Here is a 25,800-nt window from a genome sequence, read left to right as displayed (position 1 = left end):
AAAAACCCAAACCGCCGGCGTTGCCGGTATAAAGGCCGATCATGGACAATGTTCTGGCCGCTCGTGCCCTGATGGGCATATCCCTCGGCTTTCATATCATCTATGCCACCATCGGCATCGGACTGCCGCTGATGTTGATGCTTGCCGAGGGGATCTCTCTAAAAACCGGCAACGAACTCTACCACGACATGGCCCGCCGGTGGATCCGCCCGGCGGGCCTGCTGTTCGCAATAGGTGCCGTGTCGGGTACGGTACTTTCCTTCGAACTCGGATTATTGTGGCCGCGGTTCATGGAGTTCAGCGGGCCGCTGATCGGCATGCCCTTCTGGATGGAAGGCTACGCCTTTTTCACCGAAGCCATTTTTCTCGCCCTCTACATCTACGGAGAAAGACGTCTCTCGCGACGGGCCCTCTTCTTGTGCACCATCCCCCTGGCTCTGTCGGCCGCCCTGTCCGCCGTTTTCGTCATCAGTGCAAACTCCTGGATGAATACGCCGGCCGGCTTCACACTGGACAGCGGCGCACTCACCGACATTTCGCCGTTGCGGGCGATGATGAATCCTGCTTTCGCCCATCAGGCGGTGCACGGCACTCTGGCAGCCTTCACCGCCACGGCCTTCGGCATGGCGGGAATCTATGCCTTTGCCTTGCTGCGGCGGCAGAACAGCCTCTATTTCAGGAAGGCGCTGCTGTTGGCCATGGCGGTGGGCAGCTTGACCCTGCCCTTCATGCTGTTCAGCGGCGATTGGTCGGCGTCTTTTCTGGCCCGCCACCAGCCCGCGAAGCTGGCGGCGGCCGAGTCTCACTTCGAAACAATGGCGGGAGCTCCCCTGATTCTCGGCGGCTGGCCGGATCCGGCAACGGGCGAGGTCCATTTCGCTCTTCGCGTACCGAAGATGTTGAGCCTGCTCGCTTTTAAGGACCCGGATGCCGTCGTTGTCGGACTGAACGATTTTCCCGCCGATGAGGTGCCTGACCCCCGTTGGGTGCATCCATTCTTTCAGCTCATGGTCGGTTCCTTTTTCATCATGGCTCTGGCTGCGGGATGGTTCTGGTGGCACGCCTGGCGCAGGCGGAATTTTGCCGCCAGTCGCCCCCTGCTCTGGCTGCTGGTCGCGGCCGCCCCTTTCGGCCTGATCGCCCTCGAATCCGGCTGGCTGGTCACCGAATTCGGCCGGCAACCCTGGATTATTCAAGGTGTCATGAAGGTTGCGGAGGGGGCCAATCCCAGCGGTGGGCTGGCCATCGTTTTGGCCGTTTTTCTGATCGTGTATATCCTGCTCACCGGCGGACTGGTCAAAATGCTGCTGAAGCGCGAACCTTCCACGGACGGTTCCCGGGAGGATGTTCATGGTGACTCTCTCTGACCTGGCTGCCGGAGCCCTGCTGCTCGGTCTGATCATGTACGCCGCCTTCGGGGGAGCGGATTTCGGCGGCGGGATCTGGACCGCCCTGGCCTCCGGGCCCCGGAAAAAGGAACAGCGTGAAAGCCTGTTTCAAGCCATCGGTCCTGTTTGGGAGACAAATCACGTCTGGCTGATCTACGTCGTCGTGGTGCTGTTCATGGTCTTCCCCCGGGCCTTTTCCACACTTTTTACCGCCCTGCTGGTCCCGCTGGTGATCGCGCTGGTGGGGATCAACTTTCGCGGTGCCGCCTTCGCCTTTCGCCATTTCGGGCGTGAAACCGGCCGGGGGGTGCCTTTCATTGCCCGCAGTTTCGAAGTGTCCAGCATGCTCACGCCCCTGGCCCTGGGCATGGCCGTAGCCGCTACGGCGGGGGGAGAATTGAGGCTGACGGCGCAAGGCGCGGCGACAGGCCCCTGGGACTGGATCACTCCGTTTACCATTGTTGGCGGACTGATCGGCCTGGCCATCTGTGCCTACCTCGCTCCCATCTACATGACGGTCAGGACTCAGGGAGACCTGAGGGAGGACTTCCGCCGTCGCGGCATGATTGCGGCTCTTGTGCTGGGGATGTTGACCACGCTGGAAATACCCGTCGCCTTTTTCGACGCCCCCGGGTTCGCTGCCCGTCTTTTGCTGCCCCGGACCCTGGTGTGCATTTCCCTGGCAGTCCTCTTTGGTGCCGCAACCGAGTTTCTGCTTTGGAGACGCAAGTTTTTCGCGGCACAGTTTGGAGCGGGGGCGACAGTGGCCTTCACCCTGCTCGGTTTCGGCGTCGCCCTCTACCCCGATCTTCTGCTTGGCCAGCTGACGATCTCCGAGGCGGCAGCTCCCCGCGAAACCCTGATCGCCTTTTTCACCGTGCTGCCTTTCGGCGTGATCATTCTCGCCCCTTCCCTGGCTTTTCTCTATTGGACCTTCCGCGGCTCCCCCGACCCGGAATCGCCTCCCGACGAATTCAGGGTGCGGCGATGAAACGCTGTAACCTCACTCGTTTAGACTAGATACGATTCTTTCGATTGTAATAATGATAATTGCTGCTACGCTTGATGAAGGTTCAAATGAAAAAGGAAGAAGTTGCGGGGTCTTTGTGAAAAGAGACTCCGCTGATCGCAAGCCGGTCGTTCGGAGGGGTGACCGCTGGGGGGAATTGAAGCTATGACAAAACCGGTTTTCGTGGAAATTTTCATTATCGGCAATGAAATTCTCAACGGTGAAATTCTGGATACCAATACGCAGTGGCTCTGCCACGAAATTCATCGGCTTGGCGGCCAGGTGGTGCGCAGCACGGTGTTGCGGGACGATCTTGGAACCATTGCCGGGGAATTGGGGGCGGCACTGGGCCGACGCCCGGAAGTCATCCTCACCTCGGGAGGGCTGGGCCCGACGGCCGACGATCTCACTCTTGCGGCTGTGGCGGAGGGGGTCGGATTTCCCCTTGAACTGCACGAACAGGCCCGGGAAATGATCCGCAAAAGCTACGATGACTTCCATGCCCGGGGCATTCTCGAATTCGGAGGGCTCAACCCGGCCCGGGAGAAGATGGCTTATCTTCCCAAAGGGGCGATCCCGCTGACCAATCCGGCCGGTACCGCTCCCGGAGTCCTGCTGCAAGCCGGCGAAACGACCATCATCAGTCTGCCCGGCGTACCCCCGGAACTGAAGGGAATCTTTACCACCTCCATGCAGCCTTTTCTGCAAAAGACCTTCCAGGGCGGTCTTTCAGCCCTGCATACATTGACCGTCTGCTGCAATGACGAATCGCTGCTCGAGCCGGTGCTCCGCCGGGTGGTTCCCGCCCACCCCGCCGTCTACATCAAATCCCTGGCAGGTGAACCGGGAGAGATGCCGGAGTTGGATATCCTGCTGGCCGCTACCGGAACCGATCAGGCTGCGGTACAAGCCCTGATCGAGGCGGCACTCAAGGATCTCCGGGAGGGGTTGGCAGGTCTGGGTTTTTCCCACCGGGACAAAGCAGCGGGTAATTTGAAATAATGCATGTTTTTGGAGGATGGTGCGCGTTTGCAGTGGTGCTGCAAATTCTGTTCTGTTGACTTTTTCCCTAAAGGGCCATAGACTCTGCCGGTTTCAAGCCCCCCCTTCTCGAAGGGAGGGGGTTTTCCATTGTTGCCGAAAAGACAGGATATGCCGGTGGGAATAGAAATTGACCAGGACAGGTGCAAGGGGTGCGCTCTCTGTACAACCGCCTGCCCCAGAAACTTGATCACCCTGAAGGAACAGGTGAGCGAGCAGGGATTTCCGGTTGCCAGATTTGATGACGTGGGGAATTGCGCAGGCTGCGCCCTGTGCGCCAGCATCTGCCCGGACATCGCCATCAAGGTTTTCAGCCGGACCTGGAACAGCTACTCCCTGCAGCGCTGCCGGGCCTTCTCTGTGGTGGAAAGAAGAGTAGCCGCAGCGAAATAACAGGCTAGACGAGGTTTTTTATCGATCCCCGCCCCACCCCGCTGCTGATGTCCGAAAGAATTTCCTCCATGTGCCCGACCGGCAGGGAAAAATGGCCTTCCTTCTTATAGAAACGGGACTGGCAGCCGGGAATGACATGGGCGAGATAGCGGCCCATCACGATCGGCACCGTCGCGTCCTGTTCCCCGTGCCATAAATGGACCGGGCAGTCGATCCGGTTCAAATCGAAATCCCACTCCTCCCCCAGCAGTTGAAGATCCCGTACCGGGCCTTGTCCTCCCTGGCGTAGAGCCTCCTTGATCGAATTCGTCAAAATAACCGAGACATCGGGATCGGCAAGCACCGGGCGGTCGGCCTCGGCAGGCTGCAGCAGCAGGGTGACGAGATCCGGCCATTGCCGCAGCAGCCGGCCGATCAATTCGCCATAGAGCAGGCGGGACAATCGGGGAAAATTGCGGGCCAGGTGGAAACTGAACCGGGCCGGCGGCTTCATCGATCTGCCGAGGTGGGGAACCGCCATCGGACCGAGAGCCCCGACCAGGCCTACAGCGCGCAGTCGACGGGACATGCTGCTGGCGCAGGCCAGGGCATAGGGCCCACCGCCTGAAACCCCAAGCAGGGAAAACCGCTCCAGGTACAGGCTGTCGGCCAGGTGCCCCACGTCTTCAGACCAGGCTGACAGGGTGCGGCCGGTTTGGAAATCGGAAAGCCCCATGCCGGGACGATCAGGGGAAATGATGCGGATACCCACCTTCCGGGCCGCACGATCGGCGATGCGGGCTTCCAGGCGGGAAGCGGGCAGCCCGTGCATGTAGATCACCGGCTGCCCGTCGAGAACTCCGAATTCGGCGTATCCGAGCCTGCGGCCGTCGGGCAGCCGCAGACGGCGGTCATTAGACGAATGCTTGACGATTGGCCCGTTACCCCTCACTCCTCACTCCCATTTCAATCCTGTCCGCCAGGGTTCCGACAGCCAGGGCAAAGGAGCTGGAGCGGTTCCAGCGCATCAGCACGCGAAAATTGTCGAAGACCAGAAAGGCCGGTCCTTCCGGGCCGTCGGGCAGCAGGAGTGAGGCCATCCGATCCGCGGGGCCGGCGGCTTCAGCGAGCCCCTGTTTCCGCCATTCCGCCAGAGGCTTGCGCACCTTCAGTCCGGCCAGGGCGGGATCGAACCTGGCGGGCAGCTGAATTTCCCTGCCCCATTCCTGATCCGGCCGCCAGCGCGCCTCCTTGAGAAAATTCGCCGCCGAGGCAAGGGCGTCCGCGGGATCGGTCCAGATATCACGGTGACCGTCGCCGTCGAAATCGACCGCATAGTGGAGGTAACTGGTGGGGATGAACTGGAACTGCCCGCTCGCCCCCGCCCACGAACCGCGCAGGTCGGCGCTTTTCATCCCCTCCCGGTCGAGGATTTCCAGGGCCGCCAGCAGCTCGCGGCGAAAAAATTCGCGGCGCTGGCCCTGCCATGCCTGGGTCGCCAGTGCCCCGACCAGGGGAAAGCGGGCCTTGCCCTTGCCGAAATCGCTTTCGATGGCCCACAAGGCTGCGAGGTAGGCCGGCTGCACTCCGTAGGTGTCGTGAACCCTTTCAAAAAGAGCCTCTTTTTCCCGTATCTGCAGAATGCCCTGGCGAATCCGGTTCTCCGAGACCATCCGTTCCAGATAGCGGCGGGCGGAAAAAACATCTTCGGCCTGTTTCCCTGCCGCTTTTACTGCCAGCGGGATAGGCTGCAGGCCGGTCAGGGCGTCCGCAAGGGTGGTTTCACTGATCCCCCGGCTCCTCGCCTCGATGGCCAGCTCCTCCACCCAGCGGTCGAAGTCGGCGCTGGCCGGGTTGGTGGTGCTGGCATCGGGCTGTTGCAATCGAACCGGATCGGGAGAGGCAACTTCCGGTTGCGGCACACAGCAGGCAATGGCGAGCGGAAGGGTGATCAGGGGGAAAAAACGACGAAAAAACAAATGCATATGAAAGACCTTTGTTGTTGAGAATGGAATTGAAAAAGATGGTAACCAGCCTCCTGGAGCTGTAATTATCCCCACCTCCGCCTATGAAGGTCAAGGAGGGGGTGTAAAAAATGAAGCGGAAAAGGCCCGGTCAAAAAATTGTCAGAAAGGCGATTCAAAAAATATTCTCCTAACATTTCTCTTCTATAAAAAGTTCCCGTGTCGTCCGGGAATCTTTTGAGGCAGCCGGCGACCGGAAATACGGCCTTTTCGGCCGCGAAAAGTATCGGACACCAGAGGCCGGGTTACCGGTTCGACCTTATCAGGTATCGAACAGCCCCAGCCGAGAGGGTTTATTGCACCCTATCGGCTGGGGTTTTGTTTTTTTGCCGCCCGGATAAATGACGCGAATTGACGGAGTGCCTATGAAGTTCTCTCTATTTACTTATTTGTTGTTGGGCGCAGCCATTTTGGTGTCATATCCGGCGGCTGCGCAGAATGAAATGCCTTTCCGGAGCGGTGACAGGGTGCGGATAAATTATGTCTGCCGCCTGAAAAATGGCGAACTGACCGCCTCCACCTACAGGGATGGAGCGATCAGCCCCGAGGAGAAGAGGTCCGCCATCTACCTGGCTCTGAAAAACGATGCTCCTCTTGAATGGATCGCAGGCCAGGAAAAGGTTTCCCAGAGCGGCTCGGCCCCCTTCGATTTTGCTGATGCCATCGCCGTTCAGCTTGGACAGGCCGTCGTTGGTCAGGTACCGGGGACTTTGAGCGGGATTGAAGTTGCCGCGGCCAAGGCCCCGGTCAGGCCCTCCGGGACCATAAGGCTGGCGAAGGTGCGGCGGCGCCCCCGAGGGCTGCATATGACCGTCGATGAATACAAAGGCCGGACCGGGAAAAATCCCGAAATTGGTCAGGAAATGACCTTCGATCCGGCCATCCCGGGAAAAGTGACTTCAGTCAGCGAAAGCGAAGTGGTGGTCGACTTTCACGCCCCCGTCGGCGAATTGATCGATACCCCCTTTGGCAGGGCCAGGGTCAGTGCCGATCAGAACTCCTATCTGCTGGAAATCCTAGTGGAAAAAGGAGATCTGGTGCGTTCGGGTCCTATGGTTGGCAAGGTTGCCGATGTGGACGATGCCTTTTTCACCGTTGATTATGGTCATCCTCTGGCCGGCCAGAATCTGGTTTGCGATGTTGAGGTTTCCAGGGGAGAGGAGAGTCAGATTCCATGATCGGTCTGGTGCGCATCTGCTTGAAAAGGTTATGTCTCAGCTGTTTATGCCTTTTGGGCCTGACTGGAGCCCTCTTTGCCGCTGGCTGCGCATCTCCGGTCATCGATACGGCGAAAAATGCATCCTCTGCCGAGGTTCCTTCCAGTCCGGTCGGCCCGGGAGATGTCGTGACCGTCGAGGTGACGGCGACCCTGGAGGACGGTCGGTTGCTCTACACTACCCGCGAGGGAGTGGCCCGCGATCCGGACAGGGCCAGAATGGACGGTTACCGTGATCCGGAAGCGTATCGGCCCGAGGAGGTTGTTGCCGGGAAGGCGGCTGTCGTGCCCGGACTGGCGAGCGCGGTGCTCGACATGGTTCCCGGCCAAAGCCGCACTGTGACCGTACCTTCTGAGGAGGCTTTCGGCCCTGCCGATCCCTCTCTGCGTCGTGAGCTGCCCTGCGAAAAGGTTTTTCCCGTCAGCCTGGTACTGCCCGCAGAAAGATATGTGCAATTGACCGGCGGCTTTCCTGAGGTCGGCAGGGAATTGCACCTTTCACCCTATATTCAGACCAGGGTCGCAAAAGTCGAGGAAAGTTCGGTTGTTCTCGAAATGCAGGCTGAAAACGGAAAAGAGATAGAGGAACCGTTCGGCACCGTGCAGATCCTTGTCGAGGATCAGAAGATCCTCACGCGGCTTACTCCCAAACTCGGAGCCGAATTCATGCTCGAGGACCGCAAGGGCAGAATCGTGGCAACCGATGGAGTCTCTTTCACGGTGGACGCCAACCCCCTGACGATCGGCAAGGCGCTCGTTCTCGACCTGGAGGTTCTGTCCCGGGTTCCTGCCGGTACCTACGACGAAAAGATCATCGTCTGGGGCGAGGAGTTCGACAGCGGCCTGAAACGGGCCCGGCAGGAAAACAAGCCGGCGGTCCTGGTTCTCTACGCCGACTGGTGTTCCTGGTGCAAGCGTCTGCTTGGCGAGAGCGTGGAGGATCCCCGGGTCAAAAGTCTTCAGGACCGGTTCGTCTGGCTGAAGATCAATTCGGACGTGGAAAAGCAGTTCAAGGAGAAGTTCGGGCAGGAAAACTACCCGATGGTCGTCTACCTGAATCCTGATGGGGAGGTTCTGCAGAAGGCGGAAGGGTTCAAGGACGGAAATATCCTGTATCGGGAACTGCGCGCACTGGCGGAAACTGAAATGCCGTGAATCGTAAGGCGTAACAGGTAATTGGTGAGAAAGGCTTGTAGCCATGAAGCCAAGGTTTTTGACCGAATTTTACCCCTTACGCCTTACGCATCACGAATTACGAATTTTATATGGAGGAAAAGCGTTGAGGACGCTGCGTTTGGCTGTAAGCATCTTGAGTCTCATCCTTGCGGCAGGGTTTCTGGCATCCACGGTCTGGGCTGAGGAACAATCTGCGGAGACCGACGCAGGGCCGACCTTCGAGATCCGCCAGTTCGTCGTCGAGGGCAACACCCTGTATCCCGGCGAACTGCTCGACGAACTGCTCATGGAATTTACCGGTCCTGAAAAAACCGCCGATGTCGTCGAGGACGCCCGGACCAAGCTGGAGAAGTTCTACCAGGAAAACGGCTTCCTGCGGGTGATGGTCAACATTCCGGAGCAGATGGTCGAGGGGGGCGAAATCCGTCTCAAGGTGATCGAATCACGCATCGGCCAGGTGCTGGTCAACGAAAACCGCTACTTCACCAAGGCCGGCATTATGGAGGAGCTGCCCGCGCTGCAGCCGGGAAAGATCATCTACATCCCCGATGTGGAAGAGCAGCTCAACGCCCTCAACGCCAACCCCGACCTGACCGTGCGGCTCAAGCTGGAGCCGGCCCGGGACATGGGGGTGGACGACGTGGTGCTGACCGTCGAGGACCGGATGCCTCTGCATGCAAGTGTCGAAATAAACAACCGCTCGACTCACGATACCAGCGAGCTGCGGCTCAATGGCTTGATCCGCTACGACAATCTCTGGCAGCGCAAGCATTCGGCCTCCTTCCAGTACCAGACAGCGCCCCTGGAGCCGAGTGAGGTGCAGGTCCTCGGCGGCTCCTACGTGCTGCCGACGCCCTGGCAGAAAAAGCATTACCTGGCCGGCTACGCCCTGTGGACCGACAGCGAGACCGCCTTCGGCGAGGGCTTCAACGTCATCGGCAAGGGTTTCATTCTCGGCGCCCGCTATCTGGTGCCCCTGGACCCTTACAAGAAGTATTACCACTCCATCAGCTTTGGCGTGGACTACAAGGATTTCGAGGAAACCCTCGGTTTTGTCGGCGAGGACGAGGAGGACACCGAAACCCCCATCTCCTACCTCCCCTTCTCCATTGGCTACAACGGCACCCTGCTCGGCAAGACGGGGAACACCCGCCTGCAGGCCGCCCTCAACTGGCATTTTCGCGGTCTGGTCGGCAGCGAGGAGGAGTTCTCCGGCAAGCGCTACCAGGCCCGGGGCGACTACTTCTACCTGAATGTCGGCCTGGAGCGGGAGCAGCAGCTGCCCTGGGACATGGACCTGGCCCTGGCGGTCAAGGGTCAGGTGGCCAGCGAACCGCTTGTGTCCAGCGAGCAGTTCTCCGCCGGCGGCATGGAAAGCGTTCGCGGCTACAAGGAGAGCGATTCCCTCGGGGACAACGGGGTCCGCGCCTCCATCGAATGGCTGCTGCCCGACGTCGGCAAACTGGCCGGCTGGGAGAACTGGATGGAACTGCGCCCCTATCTGTTCTACGACTATGCCCGTTTGTGGGTCAAGGATCCCCTGCCCGATCAGACGGACGAGTTCGAACTGCAGGGCACCGGACTGGGTCTGCGCGGCGAACTGTGGAAGATGTTCGATTACGAGCTCGACCTGGCCATGGCCCTCTCGGCCACCGCCCGCGCCGACAGCGGCGACATCCGGGGCCATTTCCGGCTGAAATATTACTTTTAGGTTGCTTGTTGCTGGTCCACGCTAAATAACAAATCTATTTTCTGGTCAGGTTTCAGTCATTGAACACCGATCACTGATCAATCATGACTGATCACTGATTTTCGATAGGGGGCGACAATGTTGCGAAAAATATGTGCTGCATGGCTGGTGTGGCTGTTGACCTTCGCACCCGTGGCGAGTTATGCCGGCCGGTATTCGGCTTTCAACAACGCCGCCGACCTGCCCAATGTGCCGGAAGGAACCCTGCCCACGGGGTTCAATGTGGCGGTTCCCTCAGGCGTGGACCCGGACACTGTGGCCGAAGCCAACTATTCAGGCGATACTCTGACCATCCACCAGAAAACCTCCAAAGTCATCATCGACTGGGAATCCTTCAACATCGGCAAGGGTGCCACCACCTATTTCGAGCAGCAGGGCAACAGCAGCTGGGCCGCCCTCAATCGCATCCACGACCAAAACCCCAGTCAGATCTACGGCACGCTCAAAGCAGACGGCCATATCTACCTGATCAACCAGAACGGCATCCTCTTCGGCGAAGGCTCCCAGGTCAACGTCGGCTCCCTGACCGCTTCCACCCTCAATATCAGCGATACCAACTTTATCAACAACAACCTGACCTTTCAGGCGGAAGACTACATGGGTCTTGCCGACTACGCGGCAACCGACTCCGGCTACGGCATCCGCAATCAGGGAACTATCACCGCCACAGAGGTTGGTGGACGGATTTTTCTGCTGGGCCAAAAGGTCGTCAACGAGGACACCATCAGTGCAACCGCGGGACAGATCGGATTGGCTGCAGGTACGAAGGTTTTGCTGGAGCAGGAGACTGAGTCTCAGACGCGCATCGAGCTGGGCTATAGGGTAAATGTGGTTCAGGAGAATGCCGGCGAGGTAGTTAATCAGTTAGGACGGGTTGTATTGAAAGAAACAAAAAGCGAAGGAAAAAATATATCCAATGAAAACTGGAATTATCTGGAAAATCTGAAAAGAGGAGAGGATGTTGACATCGTTTTTATAGATGCAGAAGGCAACGAGATAACAATCAATGAACAAAACTGGGAGAACGTACGTGAGCAGATAAACAACCAAGGATTAGTAGAAATAGTATATGAAGGAGGTGCTCTGGAGGCCAATCTTGGATTAATCGGAATGTACGGCAATGAAGTATACCAGAATTGGGACGCAATGGCCGCCACGTCGCCTGAAAAAGCCAGTCAGATAGAACTGATGGCCTCCAAACTGGTCAGTACAGGGGAAAATAGCCGTACCAGTACCCCGATTACCCCGTCCACTGAGACCTATGTAGTGGATAAAAATATTCAGGTTGATGCCAACATCAAGATTCACGGCATTTCCTATGACAGCGAAGACACGGTGGCGCGAGTGGAACATCGCGGCATCATCGACGCTCCTTCGGGCAATGTAACTATTGATGCAGGTGAGAGAGTCTATCTGGCTGAGGACAGCATCATCGACGTCAGCGGTCTTTGGGTCACCAAGGGCGCCGAATCCCTGGTGCTCGAAACAACCCTCAACAGCCTGGAACTGCGGGATTATTTTGCCCAGAAAGGCGGGATACTGCAGGGTCAGACCATTCGTTTCCTGGCTACCGAGGGTTCGGCCATCGGGGATGTCAGCGGCGTTCTGAACACCCAGGAGCAGACCGCAGCCGAGCTTGCCACCACCGGCGGTACCATAATCATCAATTCCGGTCTCAACCAGGAAGCCGGCAACACCGCTGATATTATCGTCCGCGATGGAGCGCTGTTGGATTTTTCCGGTGGCGGCATCGAATATGATTCCGGAACTGTCGAAGTTACCGGGCTCGTTTCCGGCAGTTCCTTACCCGACATTGCCAGTGCCTCTCAGTGGGGCAGGTACAGTGCGACAAAGAACGTCGAAAAATATATCCCCGACCATGTCGCCGGAGCCGATGCAGGCATTCTGAAACTCATCGCGCCCCGTATCGTCCTCGACGGGGTCCTCAAGGGTCAGGCCACAATAGGCGCCTATCAGATTTACGACAATAAAGAAGAGGCGAAGGGGCTTCTCAGCCTGTTACGGCCCAAGGGAGGTTTCCTGCAGCTTGGGGAATTGATTGGGGATAACAATAGTCCGGGCGATCGCGATGCAATCCTCGAATCAGTGCGGGTTGTCGATTCAACTACGTCTTTGAGTGATTTTTCGGAATCAGACGAACTCAATGAGAATCAGATCAATATCATTTCTGCACGGAAGATCGAAGAGGCCGGTTTGGGCAGCCTGACCGTATCAACCAATGGAGAATTCACCCTGGCTGAAAATGCAGAGATCGGGTTGCAGGCGGGGGGAAGTCTATCGGTTTATGCCCGGCGCATCATTCAGGAGGGCAGGGTGTATGTTCCGTCGGGAGACCTGGCCTACTCCCTCCTGGAAAACGTAACTTCAACCACTGAAGCTGACCCCCGCTATGGAGAATATGAAAGCCGTTTCTATCTCGGCGAAAAAGCGGTGATCGACGTGTCCGGGGAACGGAACGACAATCGCCTTGTAAGCGGCAGCGACAGCATCGTGCAGGGCATTCTCGATGGTGGAACGGTCACAATTTCAGATTTGGCTTCACCGGTCTGCGCTCTTGTGTTGGCCCAAGGAAGCCGCATTGACGTCAGCGGAGGCTACCAGTGGTCGGAGGACGGAGACATTGAGGGGGGCGATGCCGGCAGCCTGACCATCCAGGGCGACGCCCTGTTCCTGGACGGTGAGCTGACCGGTCTGGCCCTGATCGGACAGACAGGCAGCGAACTCAATCTTCATGCGTCGGATTTAACTGTTACCGCTGCTTTGGTGGGTGACAGCGGTATGACGGCGGACAGCGAGTTGCCTCCCGGGTATGAAGGACTGGTTCTGAGCACCACCCAATTGAGAGACAGCGGCTTCACACGTATCAATCTCAAAAGTGCTCGAGATTTGATTGTAAAAAGCGGTGTCCATCTTCAACCTTCGGTTGCCCGGCTTCAACCGGGAAGCGAATTCAACACAGAAACCAGTGCCGAACAATCCCGTTACGAAGCTCTGGGCATCTTCCCCAGCAGCACGGCTTGGCAGGTTCCCAATGCCGCCGATGGACAGCCGCTGCCTGGATACCTCGGTGCATCGACAATCACACTGGCCTCCGGTAAACCAATCGATGCCAAGCCGGACCCCTCTGTGCCAGAGGAAGAAACGAGGATCGCCCGAACCATAGTGGAAAGCGGTGCCACCCTGAGTGTCGGGCCGACCGGGCAGATCGGCATTTCCGGTCCAGGGGTGGAGATCAACGGTGTGCTGGAAGCCCTGGCTGGTGAGGTGAATGTGACGGCTTCGAGTACCTTCGCCACGCTGGGGTATGACCCCCTGATTCTCGGTGAAGAGGCCCGCATCCTGGCGGGCGGCTGGAATGAGCCCGGCACCGCACCTGCCTCAGGTCTGGTCCGGTCGCAGTCCCCCCATGACGGGGGCTCGGTGACTATAACCTCGAGCGATACCCTGCTGATTGCCGAAGGAGCGGTTGTTGATGTATCCGCCGCACCTGACACCCGTACCTGGATACGGGATAAATACCATCGACTGAACCAGGTGCCCATCGGCGGGGATCCGGGGGAGATTACCTTGTCCTTCGCAAATCTTGAACTGGGTGGTCAACTCCTCGCCAAAGCTTACAGGGCCAGTGGTCAGGGTGGTTCTCTGACCTTGATCAACACCGACTTGACCACGAACTGGTCTTTGGACAGCGAGGACTTTGATTATTGGCTTGCCGGCGGGTTCGATGCCCTCACTCTGCGCGGCTATAGCGGATTGTCGTTCAACGGTGAAATTAGCGCCCGATTAGACCGTTCCCTGGTTCTGGATACAACAAGGATTACGGCCGGGGAAGATGCGGACGTATGGCTGGAGTCTCCCTGGGTGCGTTTGATCAATTCGGTGGGGGTCTTTGAGGATGCCGATGCGGTGGCTATTGGCGAGGGACAACTGGTTCTAGCCGGTGAATGGATCGACCTGGTCGGGGACCTTCAGCTTTCAGGCTTCGATAATGTCTACCTGGGGGCCGACCGGGAATTGCGGGTAAGCGATTTCGATTACCAGCTTCGTCTTCGTGATGATTCAGATAGTTTGACCTGGTCCGGCAAGTTGGCCCACAGCGGCGACCTTATAATGACCGGGAGGATATTCCCCGAGGTGCCCGATGATCTGGCAGGCGAATTCGCGGCCTTTGCAGGATCAGGTTTAGCCGATCAGGATAGTTTTTCTTCAGCCCTTACCGCGGATTTCAAGTTCCAGATCGGCGGCAAAATCACGACCTTGCCTGGCTCTATCGACAGCACCAGAGCCCTGACATCCGCTGGCGGCAGCATTACGCTGGAGGCCGGGGGAGGTATTGAGCATCGGGGCACAATCGAAGCGCCCTACGGAACTGTAGCCTTAATCGCCACAGGCGAAGGTGACGATGAAAATTCCGGGCGGGTTTACCTGGCCCCAGGCAGTCTTTTGCGCACGACGGGGTCCGGGGCGACCGCCTACGGTACTCTCGCCGATGGAACCTGGTTCAATGACACAAAGGATACTTCGGCGAGCGAGCGCGATCATGAAGAGGTTACAGAGGCACTCGGCCATGGGGTGACCATTTCCGGGGAACAGGTGCTGATGGCTGAAGGGGCCCAGATCGACGTCTCGGGCGGTGGGGCGATTTTCGCCTACCAGTTTCAGCCCGGGGTCGACGGCAGCACCAATCCTTTGAGCGGAGCCCTGATCGTGGTGCCCGACCCTGATCAGCAATTGCCGGGCGAAGCGGTGTATCTGCAGGGGGTCGAGGGAGTTGCTGACGGAGTCTACTCGGTGGTTTCCGAGGATTATGCCCTGGTAGCCTCGGCCTACACCGAGATCCGGCAGGATTACACCCGGCAGTCGGGGCAAAAGGCCGAACTGGCAGCGGAAAGCGCGGCTCTGGCCGTGGAAAACGAGGCTTTGGCCGCTGGCGCCGAAGACGAAATCTCCGCAGCGCAGTATACGGCTCTGGCCGAGCAATACCGGCAGGAGGCGGCCGATTACGGCCGCCAGGCCGAGCAGTACGCCCTGATGGCCGAGCAATACGCCGAGCTGGCCGATGAGTATTCCCAGTTCGAAAATGCTTTGGTGCTTGCGGACCTGGGGACTATTTACCAGGCGGGGGGCGCTCAGTATACCGAGGAAGGCTACCGGATCGTTGCCGGTTACCAGACCTGGCAGGGGACAGACATAGATGCGGCAGCCCTCAAAAGCTATTCGGTACGCAAACTCAGGGACCTGCTGGCGGAAGGTGATTTTGAAGTGGCCGCCTTCGCCCAAGGGGATGCCGGCAGCATTTCCCTGCTGGGAGAGACCACTGTTGTTGACGGCACCCTCAACGCGTCGCCCCTCGAGGGACTGTATACCGGCGGCAGCATGACTCTCAGCGGCGCAGAGGTGGTGGTCACGGCTTCCAGCCAAGGAACCTCGGCTATCGCCTGGGATGAGTTCGGTTTTGCCGATGGCTTGTCCGCGGAACATCTGGACACACTGCTGATCGACGGTGGAGCCCTGTCCGGCTTTGCCGCCGTCGAGCTGGGTCAGGAGGACAAAACCACCAAAATCACCCTGGAGGAAGGCAGCGAATTGCAGGTTGCCGGGACCAGCCTTACCCTGACTTGCGGCAAAAATGGAGATCTGGCCGATGGCGAAAACGGCATCTATCTGATGAAGGACTCGACCATCGAGGCCGGAGAGGTCACCTTCAATGCTCCGGATGTCGAGGTAGTGTTGGGGGAAGGATCGAAGGTTCATGTGTCCGATGCCTTGAATTTGGCCACGAACGATCTCGAACTGCGGGGGGATGGCCTGGAGGGTCATTTCCAGATCGACAACAGCACCGTCAACCTGCTGGGCAAGCGGATCGTTTTCGTCGAGGGCGATGACACCGGTGGAGAGCAGGGTTTGGTCATTACCAGGGAATTCTGGTCCTTGTTCGAAAATATCGCCAATATCGGCCTGAAAAGCGAATCGGACATAGCATTCAACGGCAGCTTTAACCTGGAGGTGAACAACCAGCTTTACCTCGATGAGGCCCGACTGGTGGGTAATGGAGGCGATGTCCGTCTTGCCGCCCAAACCATTATCTTGGGCAACAGCGGGCAAAAATCGAACGAAGGCAGCGCCGAGGATATCGGCAATCTCACCCTGGTGGCCAACGTCGTGCAGATGGCGAACGGCGATGTCCGCACCGACGGATTCCGAACCATCAATATCGAGGCCGCCGAGAAGGTTTCGGTTACGGGACAGGGGTCCTTCACCCTGGATGGAGATTTGACTGTCAGCACGCCGCTGGTGAAGGTAACCGGAGAGCGCAACAGCCTGGATACCTATGAAGCAGCTGATTACCTCATCGACGGCGGAATCGGTACCGTCGCCATTCTCGGTGGTGATGACGGTATCCCGGAAGCCGGCAATGCCGGAGGACGCTTCGAAATCGCTGCAGGCACCATCCGGGTCGACAGCATCGTCGACAATACCGCGGGGACCACGACCCTGAACGGCTCGGACAGTGTGTCTGTTGAGGAAAACGGAAAGATTCTGAACCGAGGCAACGCCTATTTTTCCGGTGGACGTGTCCAGGTAATCGCCGAAGACGGTGAAATCGATCTGGCCGCAGGCTCCCTGATCGACGTCTCCGGTGGTGCGCAGGGGGATGCGGGGAGCATCAAACTGGTTGATGGCACAGGCGGGGTGAATCTGGCCGGCGAATTACGCGGCCGGCGCGGGTCGGAGAATGGCCATGGCGGCTCCTTCGATATGGACATTGCCGCTGTTGCCGATTTTTCCTCCCTCAATACGCAACTGCATGAAGGAGGTTTTGATGAACGCATCGCCGTGCGTGCGCGCAGCGGCGACCTGAACATCGCCGCGGCCGATATCGTGAGGGCGCAGGAGGTTTACCTGGCCGCTGACGCAGGTGGGGTGAGCCTGGCGGGAACACTTGATGCGTCCGGGGACTCCGGAGGAACGGTGGAGCTTCACTCCGGGCAGGATCTCACTCTTGCCTCAGGCAGCCTTATCGATGTTTCCGGTGACGCAGGCGAGGGCGGTTCGGTGGTTCTGAACAGCCGTGACGGGTGGGTCAACATGGCTTCTGGTGCGCTGATTGATGCTTCGGGCAGCGGTCAAGGCGGATCAATCCATTTCCGAGCTGCCCGAGAGGACGGCGTAGCCGGCAGCACCGGCATAAATCTGCAGGGCACGATCATCGGGGCCGATAAGGTCATTGCCGAAGGAGTGGAAACCTACTCGGTCGACGGTCCTTTGAATCAGATCATCTTCAATTCCTATCTGGCCGATGCCGAAGCCTGGATCGCCAATGCGGAAGATCTCTTCGATAACCTGGCTCTCGAATCGACCGACATCGAGGCACTGCAGTTGCGAGCCGGAATCGAGGCGACGTCCGACGGGAACCTGACGGTCGGTGCGTTGAATCTTTCGGATTCGAACGTACTCGGCAACCTGGTGGTTCGTGCTGCTGGCAACATGACAGTGACTGGCACTGTCAGGGATGGCAATGGAGTAATGACCACGAGCCCCGTACAGGATTCCTGGGGTATCAGTCTGGTGGCAGGCGCAGATCCGGCTGCCGCCGATTTTACCGCCACGGTTCGCGATACGGGGACCCTCACCATCGGCAACAATCTGCAGGTCTACAGCGAAAGCGGGCCGGTCACGCTGGCTGCCGGTGACAGCATTCATATCGGCACCGCCGCAGTCAATGGCGGCACCATGATCTCTTCGGCCATCCCCTTCAACATCGGTTCCTATTCTGGTGCCGTAGAGGTAAGGACCGAAGGTAACCTGACCATCAACGGCGGGGTCATCCAGACCGCCACCGGCGACATCGATCTGCGGATCGGCGGTAACCTGTCCCTCAATCAGAGCGGAAACACACTGGGAACCGTGCGCACCCTGGGAGAGGCGCAGGCGGGGGCAACTGATTACTGGGATTACGATCACGGTGGCGATGTTTTTGTCGATGTGGATGGTTCGATCATCGGGGGATACAACAGGAATGGTTGGGATAAGGTAACTTCAAAGCTGGTCATGATCAATGGCAGACGAGTGAGGAAATATTCCTGGCAACCCAGTTACGACGGGTCGAGTACCACTCAGGGACTGGCCACTCTGGGAGGTGGAAACCTGACGGTGCGGACAGGCGCCGACTTCACTACCCAGGCCGGTACGTTCGGCAGCGGCAACTTTACGCTGAGCGCCGGCGGCGACCTGTCGGGGAGGTTTCTCAACCGGCAGGGAACGGCCTCTATTGCCTCCCTGGGTAATATAGGTGCAACCGACGACCAGCAGTCCTTCGAAATACTCGATACTGTCCTGCAGGTCACCGCTCAGGGAGATCTGCACGCATCAGTGGTCGATCCTTTCATTGCTCATCCTGATCACGAGGGCATGACATCCTCCAGTACCACTTGGACCCTTGGTATGACCGAGGAGACCAGTATGTTCCTGCAAAGCATCGGTGGGGACGTTGTCCTGTATGGCGAACATCCTATTTATCCCTCCGACGACGCAAAGGATTGGTGGCGAAGCGTGCTGCCGGCAACCGTGGTGATCCAAGCGGGCCGCGACATCGTGTTGAAGCAGCTTTTCGGAATGCTCCCGTCCAGCGAGGGCAATCTGCAGTTGGTTGCCGGGCGAGACATTAGAGCCGAGTCTGTTGGGCAAACCATTTCTGGCATTATCATGAACGATGACGATCCCGCAGATGTTTACGCCACGGATGGGTCCATCGACAAAAGTCAGTTTTTCAGTGCCGAGGCGTCAAATCGCAACAGCGACCTGCACAAGGACGACGGCCAGGCCATCGAGATAACAGCCGGTCGCAACATCGAGAACATCGCCTTTCGGTTGCCCAAGATGGCACACATCACCGCCGGAGGAGATATTCGCTATCTTCGGTACGTAGGCCAAAACTTCAATGAGGATGATGTTTCTCTCATTTCCGCAAGCAACAGTATCGTGGTGGAGTCGGCACTGAAGAAAAATACGGCCACGGAATCCCTGTTCGGCATTGAACAGGGCGGCCCCGGTGCGCTGATTGTTCAGGCCGGGTACAGCCTTGATCTCGGAACCTCGCGAGGAATCGTTGCCAGCGGCAGTGCAAAAAACTCGGCTTTGGGGTCAGAGGGGGCCGACCTGCTGGTGCTGGTGGGTTACGATACGAAGGTTTCCACCACGGACGCAACAGAGAACTTTTCCCTGGAGGACGCTGCCGTGTTTTTCGCCGCACTCAAGGTTTACGGACAGGAATTGGTCGAGGCCCAGGCCGACGGCCGCACGGCTGATGCCAATGCCATCGTCGAAAAAGCACGCAGCGAGCTCATCGAAATGGTTTTTGGCCCGGCGCCGGGGATTACGGAACGCCAGGCTGGCAGAGGTTATCTCAAAATGGTGGAATCATTGATCAGCACCACTGCTGGAGCCTCCAACATCTACATCGCAGCTGCAGGGGATATCGACGTGGGCCGCAGCAGCATCAACGACAGCGGGACCAACAAGGGCACGGGTATTTTTACCACTGCGGGAGGCGATATTTCGATCTTGAATATCGGTGATCTGAACGTCTTTGAATCGAGAGTCATGACTTATGGCGGAAGCGATATTTTTGTCTGGGCCGACCAGGGGGACATTAATGCCGGCCGTGGTTCCCGCACTGCCATCAGCCAGACAGACAAAACTATATATGTGGATGAGTATGGCGAATATCGAGTTTCCTATTCTCCGCCTGCTGTTGGCAGCGGCATCCGCGCCCTGACCTACGATCCGGACGGTGTGGCTGGGATAAAGGAGAAGCCCGATCCTGGCGACATCATCCTCGTCGCTCCCGAGGGGATCATCGACGCCGGTGAGGCGGGCATCGCCGGCGGGCGCATTCTGCTGGCCGCCACCGAGGTGCGCAATGCTCAGAACATCAGCTTCTCCCTCGGTTCCGTCGGGGTTCCGACCTCTTCCGGCACCTCGGGACTTGGTGCCCTGGCCGGCGTTTCCAGTTTGACCGAAGTCAGCAGTCTGGTCGAACAGGCGGCCAGCTTCGGCCCGCGGGATGGTCTGACCCCCGCCAAGGTGGTGGACGACTTCCTCGGCAAGTGGCTGGATGTCGAGGTCACTGGGTTTGTGCTTTAAAAGCAGTGAGAAAATAACGACTAGCCACTATTTACTAGCTACTAGTTACCGAATTTAAAACGGAGGTTTCACTGTGTTTTTAAATGGTTTTAACAAAAAAATCGCGATCTGGATGCTGCTGGGGCTTGTGCTCGGGATGATGCCGGGGGCGGCATCGGCCTGGTGGGACAAGAACTGGCAGTTTCGGCAGAAAATCACCCTCGATGCCGGCGCCGCCGGTCTCGCCGAAAGCCAGACCGACATGCCGGTGCTGGTGCGGCTGCATTCGGGCAACTTCGATTTCAGCAGCGGCAAGGAGGACGGGACCGATCTGCGCTTCGTCGATGCGGATGACAAGACCCCGCTGAAATACCACGTCGAGCGGTTCAGTGTTGCTGAGGAGATGGCGCTGGTCTGGGTCAAGGTGCCCCGACTCACCGCAGGCTCGGTGCAAGAAACAATCTGGATGTACTGGGGCAACGCGCAGGCAGCCGATGCCCAGGACGCGGGCGGAACCTTCGACGCCGACCAGGCGCTGGTCTATCACTTTGACCAGGCGGAAGGAGCCCCCCGCGACGCCACCGCCTACGGCAATCACCCCGGAACCTTCAGCGGAGCGCTCGGGGTTCCAGGTTTGGCCGGCAACGGCCTCAGCCTTCGCCAGGACGGCGACCGGATTTCCATCCCGTCCTCACCTTCCCTCGATTTCAGCGCCGGCTTTACCTTTGCCGTCTGGATTCGGCCTGCGGATGCCCAGAACAATGCCGTACTGTTTCAGGGCGGCAATGAAGAGCGCAGTCTGCAGATTTCCGTCGACGGTCTGCGCCCCTATGTCCGCATGGCCGCCGGGGAGACCGTCGTCGCCCTGCAGATGGCAGGCGACCTGACCGCCGGGTCCTGGCAGCATCTGGCGGTGACAATCACCCCCGAGCGGGCGGTAACCCTCTATCTCGACGGCCGCGAGTCCGGAAGCGGTTCCATTCCCTTCGCCCTGTCCCGGTTCCCCGGCGATCTGGCGCTCGGCGGCGCCCCCGACGGCACCCGTTCCTTCCGGGGAGATCTGGACGACGTGATCCTGGGGCGGGCCGCCCGGTCGCCCGGGTGGTTCACCGCGCTCTATCAGAGCCAGGGGCCGACCAGCGCACTGCTCGGCTACGGCAGCATCGAAGCCGGTGAAGGCAGCGGCGTCTCCTCCCTGCTTATCGCCACCGTGGCCGACAACATCACCGCCGACGGCTGGATCATCATCGGCCTGCTCTTTCTGCTCGGTGCTCTGAGCGTCATGCTGCTGGTCAACAAGACCTACGCCTTCCGCCTGATGCAGCGGGAAAACGAGCAGTTCCTGAACGCCTTCAGCCATGCCCATGATCTCGACGCCCTTTACGGGAAGGAGGAGGAATACGGCAATTCCCCCCTGTTCACCATCTTCCGCAAGGGGGTGGAGGATCTGCGCCAGTGGGGTGAAAAGCATGCCCACCTGGAGAATCCGAAACTCTCGTCCAAGGCTTTCAACATCTTCCGCACCGTTCTCGAGAACGGCTACATGGAGCAGAACCGCCGCATCAACAACGGCCTGGTACTGCTGACCCTGGCCATCAGCGGCGGCCCTTTCCTCGGGTTGCTCGGCACCGTCTGGGGGGTCATGAACACCTTCGCCGCCCTGGCGTTGGCGGGGGAAGCCAGCATCATGGCCATCGCACCGGGGGTCGCCTCGGCCCTCGCAACCACCGTCGCCGGCCTGATCGTGGCCATCCCGGCCCTGTTCGGCTACAACTTCCTGGCCAGCAAGGTGAAGATCATCGCCGCCGACCTCGGCCTGTTCGTCGACCAGTTCGCCAACATGGTGGACCAGGAATTCGGGGACTGACATGAGACGCGATCTTTACGACCAGAAGGTGATGGACGATATCAACGTCACCCCTTTGCTCGACCTGGCCTGGACCCTGCTCGTGGTCTTCATTATCGCCGTGACCTCCGCCGTGCAGGGGATCAAGATCAACCTGCCCAAGGCGAGCAATGTGGTCAGCGAGGTCAAGCCGAGCACCAAGGCGATCACCGTGGCCGCCGACGGACAGATCTACCTGGACAGCTACCCGGTGACCATGGCCGAACTCGAAACCATGCTGCGGCAGTACAAGGCCGCCGACCCCAATCTGCCGGTGGTGGTCCGCGGCGACGAACAGGTGTTTTACAGCCAGATCATCGGCATACTCGATGTGCTGATGAAACTCGACATCACTCAGTTGGGTCTGGTGACGCAGAAGTTGGTTAAATAGGGGCGGTCCAAGGTCAAAAGGCGGTCCATGGTCCCGGGTCCAAGGTCCAGGCTTCAGGACTCAGTACTCAGGACTCAGGACTCAGGACTCGGGACTCGGGACTCGGGACTCGGGACTCGGGACCGTATTAAAGACTCGGGACTTGAAATACGGATTTTCATAATGGCAAAGAAAAACAAAGGCTTCCAGCCCATCTGGATCGCCTACATTGCGGTGGTGGTGCTTTTCCTGGCCCTCGGCATCTGGATGCTCAAGGCGTTGCTGTTTTCCGGCGAGATCAAGCCTAAGGGCCAGATGACCATGGTAACCCTGGTCAAGCCGCCTCCGCCCCCGCCTCCGCCCGAGGAGGAGCCGCCTCCTCCCGAGGTGGAAGAGGAGGAGATCATCGAGCCGGAACCGCAGGCGCAGGAGGATGTGGCCGAAAGTTCCGATGAGCCGCCGCCCGGCGAGAACCTCGGTGTCGATGCCGAGGGGAGCGCCGGGGGGGATGGTTTCGGGCTGGTCGGCAAGAAGGGCGGTCGGTCCCTCATCGGGGGCGACATCGGAGAGAGTTCGCTGCTGCGCAAGTACGCCTGGTACACCCGCATGCTTCAAGACCAGATCCGCCGGGAGATGCGCAGGGTTCTCGAACAATCCGGAGGCTGGCCCGAAGGGGACAACAAGGCCAAGGTCCGGATAGAGCTCGATGCCACCGGACGCATAATCGACTTCAAGCTGGTCGATTCCTCCGGCGACGACCGGATGGACCGGGCCCTGCTCGAGGTGCTGCCCGTCCTCCAGTTGCGGGAGCCCCCCCCGCCGGACATGCCGCTGGCGATGTATGTGAAAATTTCGGCGAGAGGATAGGAACGCGTGAGGAGTGAGGGGTGAGGAGTGAGGGGTTAAAACCTATTGTGCCTTACGCACAATGTATTACGGCTTCTAATTGTTGATTACTTTTTCAAATACCCAGGAGGAAAGTATGCTGCAGCCATTTGCGCTGTTTTTAAGCGGGCTTTTGATGATCGGATGTTTTCTGTTGGCACCCATGCATTCCTCTGCCGCGGTTTCCGGCGGTGGCGGCAATGTCGATCTGTCCGCCCTGATCGATCTGTTGCGGGAGAAGGGGGTGCTGAGCGCGGACGAGGCCGTAATGCTGCAGAAGCGGTCTGTGGTTGAGGTGCCTGCAGCCGAAATCCGGGAGGAAAGGGCTCCGGTGAGAGCGGTCGAAAGTGCGGACGGTTCAGTCCGGCTGACCTCCTCGCCCGCCCCTGCCACCCAGGCTGCACCCGCGCAGCCGGCCATCAAACTGCCCGATTGGCTGAATCGGATCAAGATCGGCGGCGACATCCGCCTGCGGTATCAGGGTGATTATTTTGATGAGGGGAATTTCGAATCTTTTCCGGATCCCAATGATCTTGACTCCATTATCAACACCACCGAGGATCGTCAGCGTTTCCGCTACCGTGCCCGCATCTCTCTGGCCGCGCAGGTCACCGACGAACTCAAGGCGGCCTTTCGCCTGGCGACCGGCAACGACGATGATCCAATCTCCACCAACGACACGCTTGGCGATACCTTCAACAAGGACAGCGTGCTTTTCGACCAAGCCTATCTGGAGTGGCGGCCGATCCCGCTGCTGTCCGTCACCGGCGGCCGTATCCCCAACCCCTGGTTCTCTACCGACCTAATCTGGGACAAGGACCTGAACTTCGAGGGACTGGCCCTTACCTACCGCCAGCAGTACCTCGACTGGCTTGGAGCCTTCGCCACGGTCGGTGCCTTCCCCATTCAGGAGATCGAGCGGTCTGAAAAGGATAAATGGCTCTATGGCGGGCAGGTCGGAATCAACGTTGGCCGCCATGACCTGGTCCGTTTCAACATGGCCGCCGCCTACTACCATTTCACCCACACCGAGGGGCGGCAGCAGACGGACCCCCTTGGAGGGGATACTTCTCTCGAGGAGGATGCCTCCCCCAGGTCCCTGCAACTTGACAATACCCCGATTCTGAACCTCGGCGGGGACAGCATCGTCGGCCTTGCCGCCGATTTCCATGAACTCGACATCCTCGCCACCCTCGACATCGCTTTATGGGATCCCATCCATCTGGTGTTTCTCGGCGAGTATGTCAAGAATATCGGCTATGACAAAGAGGAGGTGGATGAACGGAGCGGCTTCGAATTCTTCGAAGGCGACCAGGATATGGGCTATATGTTCGGTGCCGCCATCGGCCACGAAAAGGTCGACGATTTGGGACGCTGGAACGTTTACGGCTACTATCGATACATCGAGGCCGACGCAGTACTCAGTTCCTTCACCGATTCCGACTTCCACCTCGGCGGCACCAACTCCAAGGGCTGGGTGGCCGGCGCAGAATTCGGTCTGATGAAGAATACCTGGCTCAGCGCCAAGTGGCAGTCATCCGACGAGATCGAGCGGGAACAGCTCGGCGTCGACACCCTGCAGGTGGATCTGAATGCGAAGTTTTAAACATCGTAAAGCGTGATGCGTAAAGCGTAATTGGTTTTAATCTCTACCCCTTACGTTTTATGTCTTACGACTTACGGATTAAAGGAAATCGCCATGAAAATTCCCGGCCGGCAGAATGACAACGCACCATCACCGGAGGCGCCCGCAACGCCGAGCGTGAAGATCGCCCCACCTTCAGGACTGGAACCGCCCCGAGCGTCGGATCCGCAGGAGCAGGGCTCCGGGCAGTCCGCACGGCCCTGGATGTTCGCCCTGATCGGGGTACTGCTGTTTGCCATGGCTGGGGGGGGCTTCGGATTTTTTCAGCACAGCAGGACCCAGCGGGCCCATCTTCAACAGGTGGCCGAACTGAATGGCCAAATGGACCAGCTGCAGCGCCGCCACGCGGAAGAAAGGGTCCGGGCCGAACAGGCCCAGCGGCTGAGCGAAACCCTGAAAACCCAGCTGGACAAGCTCCAGGAGGAGTACGACGGGCTGGTGCAGAACAGCCAGACCTCGGTGGGAAAGGCCCAGCGGCAGATCCGGGAATTGCAGCAGGAGATCGCCCGGACGAACGAGAAGATGACGGCGGAGAAGGCCCGCAACGAACAGCTGAAGACTGAAAACGGCCAGCTGAAAACCGCCCTGAAACAGGCCAACGATAAGTCCGATAAGCTGGCGGCGACCGGGCAGCAGCTGGAGAAAAAGCTCCAGTACACTACCGGGCAGCGGGACCGCTGCACGGCCCACAACGCCGAATTGAGCGCGGCTGCCTCCGACCTGCTCGACGCCTACGAAAACAAGGGAGTGTTTTCCGCCCTGCTGGCCAAGGAACCGATCACCGGCCTGAAAAAGATTGAAGTCGAACACCTGGTTCAGAACTATCGGCAGAAAGTGATCAAGAATACGTTGCAGTGAAAGGCAGGGGCTGGTGGCTGGTAAATTCGAAGTCC

Annotated in this window: 15 protein-coding genes; 13 read left to right on the top strand and 2 right to left on the bottom strand. The window is 58.8% G+C overall.

What is annotated here, in order from left to right; genetic code table 11:
- Positions 1-41 precede the first annotated feature (41 nt).
- The 4 genes from R2940_18410 (at position 42) to R2940_18395 (ending at position 3,831) form a co-directional block, all read left to right on the top strand.
- Entirely contained in the window at positions 42-1,367 is a 1,326-nt protein-coding gene (locus tag R2940_18410; GenBank protein ID MEZ4601768.1) for a cytochrome ubiquinol oxidase subunit I, read from the top strand.
- Entirely contained in the window at positions 1,351-2,379 is a 1,029-nt protein-coding gene (locus R2940_18405; GenBank protein MEZ4601767.1) for a cytochrome d ubiquinol oxidase subunit II, read from the top strand. Before R2940_18410 ends, R2940_18405 begins: the two co-directional genes overlap by 17 nt.
- 183 nt (positions 2,380-2,562) lie before the next feature.
- The gene (locus R2940_18400) at positions 2,563-3,399 is read left to right on the top strand and encodes a molybdopterin-binding protein (protein MEZ4601766.1); all 837 of its coding nucleotides are present in this window, start codon (positions 2,563-2,565) and stop codon (positions 3,397-3,399) included.
- Positions 3,400-3,555: 156 nt separating this feature from the next.
- On the top strand, positions 3,556-3,831 hold the full coding sequence (locus R2940_18395; protein MEZ4601765.1) for a ferredoxin family protein: 276 nt from the start codon (positions 3,556-3,558) through the stop codon (positions 3,829-3,831).
- Between the two features lie 4 nt (positions 3,832-3,835).
- On the opposite strand, the gene R2940_18390 is transcribed toward R2940_18395, so the two are convergent.
- The gene (locus tag R2940_18390) at positions 3,836-4,762 is read right to left on the bottom strand and encodes an alpha/beta hydrolase (protein MEZ4601764.1); all 927 of its coding nucleotides are present in this window, start codon (positions 4,760-4,762) and stop codon (positions 3,836-3,838) included.
- Positions 4,752-5,795 carry a lytic murein transglycosylase gene (locus R2940_18385; GenBank protein MEZ4601763.1) on the bottom strand — a complete coding sequence of 348 codons (1,044 nt, stop codon included), beginning with the start codon at positions 5,793-5,795 and terminating at the stop codon, positions 4,752-4,754. Before R2940_18385 ends, R2940_18390 begins: the two co-directional genes overlap by 11 nt.
- A 482-nt stretch (positions 5,796-6,277) precedes the next feature.
- Here R2940_18385 and R2940_18380 point away from each other — a divergent pair, with 482 nt between their 5' ends.
- The 9 genes from R2940_18380 to R2940_18340 all read left to right on the top strand — a co-directional run bounded on the left by R2940_18380 (position 6,278) and on the right by R2940_18340 (position 25,765).
- Positions 6,278-7,012, top strand: coding sequence for a hypothetical protein (locus R2940_18380; GenBank protein ID MEZ4601762.1), 735 nt, complete (start codon positions 6,278-6,280; stop codon positions 7,010-7,012).
- A complete protein-coding gene (locus tag R2940_18375) occupies positions 7,009-8,205 on the top strand; it encodes a thioredoxin family protein (protein MEZ4601761.1) in 1,197 nt (398 codons plus the stop codon). Before R2940_18380 ends, R2940_18375 begins: the two co-directional genes overlap by 4 nt.
- A gap of 139 nt (positions 8,206-8,344) precedes the next feature.
- On the top strand, positions 8,345-9,937 hold the full coding sequence (locus tag R2940_18370) for a ShlB/FhaC/HecB family hemolysin secretion/activation protein (protein ID MEZ4601760.1): 1,593 nt from the start codon (positions 8,345-8,347) through the stop codon (positions 9,935-9,937).
- Positions 9,938-10,054: 117 nt separating this feature from the next.
- Positions 10,055-20,143 carry a filamentous hemagglutinin family protein gene (locus tag R2940_18365; GenBank protein ID MEZ4601759.1) on the top strand — a complete coding sequence of 3,363 codons (10,089 nt, stop codon included), beginning with the start codon at positions 10,055-10,057 and terminating at the stop codon, positions 20,141-20,143.
- Positions 20,144-20,216: 73 nt separating this feature from the next.
- Positions 20,217-21,989, top strand: a complete 1,773-nt coding sequence (locus R2940_18360; GenBank protein ID MEZ4601758.1) for a DUF2341 domain-containing protein — start codon at positions 20,217-20,219, stop codon at positions 21,987-21,989.
- Between the two features lies 1 nt (position 21,990).
- Positions 21,991-22,398: a biopolymer transporter ExbD gene (locus tag R2940_18355; GenBank protein ID MEZ4601757.1), complete on the top strand. Its 408-nt coding sequence runs from the start codon at positions 21,991-21,993 to the stop codon at positions 22,396-22,398.
- A 162-nt stretch (positions 22,399-22,560) separates the two neighbouring features.
- A complete protein-coding gene (locus R2940_18350) occupies positions 22,561-23,244 on the top strand; it encodes an energy transducer TonB (GenBank protein MEZ4601756.1) in 684 nt (227 codons plus the stop codon).
- A 115-nt stretch (positions 23,245-23,359) separates the two neighbouring features.
- Positions 23,360-24,868, top strand: a complete 1,509-nt coding sequence (locus R2940_18345) for a putative porin (protein MEZ4601755.1) — start codon at positions 23,360-23,362, stop codon at positions 24,866-24,868.
- A gap of 93 nt (positions 24,869-24,961) precedes the next feature.
- Positions 24,962-25,765 (top strand): hypothetical protein, encoded by an 804-nt coding sequence (locus R2940_18340; GenBank protein MEZ4601754.1) that lies wholly within the window; start codon positions 24,962-24,964, stop codon positions 25,763-25,765.
- The last annotated feature ends 35 nt before the right edge of the window (positions 25,766-25,800 follow it).

The organism is Syntrophotaleaceae bacterium (assembly GCA_041390365.1).
Classification (GTDB): Bacteria; Desulfobacterota; Desulfuromonadia; order Desulfuromonadales; family Syntrophotaleaceae; genus JAWKQB01.
Note: the sequence above shows the minus strand (reverse complement) of the source record. Positions and strands in the feature narration are given on the sequence as shown.

Bases quoted from the DNA above. Each gene is read 5' to 3' on its own strand.
- R2940_18375 (MEZ4601761.1), top strand. From the start codon at position 7,009: ATGATCGGTCTGGTGCGCATCTGCTTGAAAAGGTTATGTCTCAGCTGT.
- R2940_18385 (MEZ4601763.1), bottom strand. From the start codon at position 5,795: ATGCATTTGTTTTTTCGTCGTTTTTTCCCCCTGATCACCCTTCCGCTC.
- R2940_18400 (MEZ4601766.1), top strand. From the start codon at position 2,563: ATGACAAAACCGGTTTTCGTGGAAATTTTCATTATCGGCAATGAAATT.
- R2940_18350 (MEZ4601756.1), top strand. From the start codon at position 22,561: ATGGCAAAGAAAAACAAAGGCTTCCAGCCCATCTGGATCGCCTACATT.
- R2940_18380 (MEZ4601762.1), top strand. From the start codon at position 6,278: ATGCCTTTCCGGAGCGGTGACAGGGTGCGGATAAATTATGTCTGCCGC.
- R2940_18355 (MEZ4601757.1), top strand. From the start codon at position 21,991: ATGAGACGCGATCTTTACGACCAGAAGGTGATGGACGATATCAACGTC.
- R2940_18340 (MEZ4601754.1), top strand. From the start codon at position 24,962: ATGAAAATTCCCGGCCGGCAGAATGACAACGCACCATCACCGGAGGCG.
- R2940_18345 (MEZ4601755.1), top strand. From the start codon at position 23,360: ATGCTGCAGCCATTTGCGCTGTTTTTAAGCGGGCTTTTGATGATCGGA.
- R2940_18410 (MEZ4601768.1), top strand. From the start codon at position 42: ATGGACAATGTTCTGGCCGCTCGTGCCCTGATGGGCATATCCCTCGGC.
- R2940_18365 (MEZ4601759.1), top strand. From the start codon at position 10,055: ATGTTGCGAAAAATATGTGCTGCATGGCTGGTGTGGCTGTTGACCTTC.
- R2940_18405 (MEZ4601767.1), top strand. From the start codon at position 1,351: ATGGTGACTCTCTCTGACCTGGCTGCCGGAGCCCTGCTGCTCGGTCTG.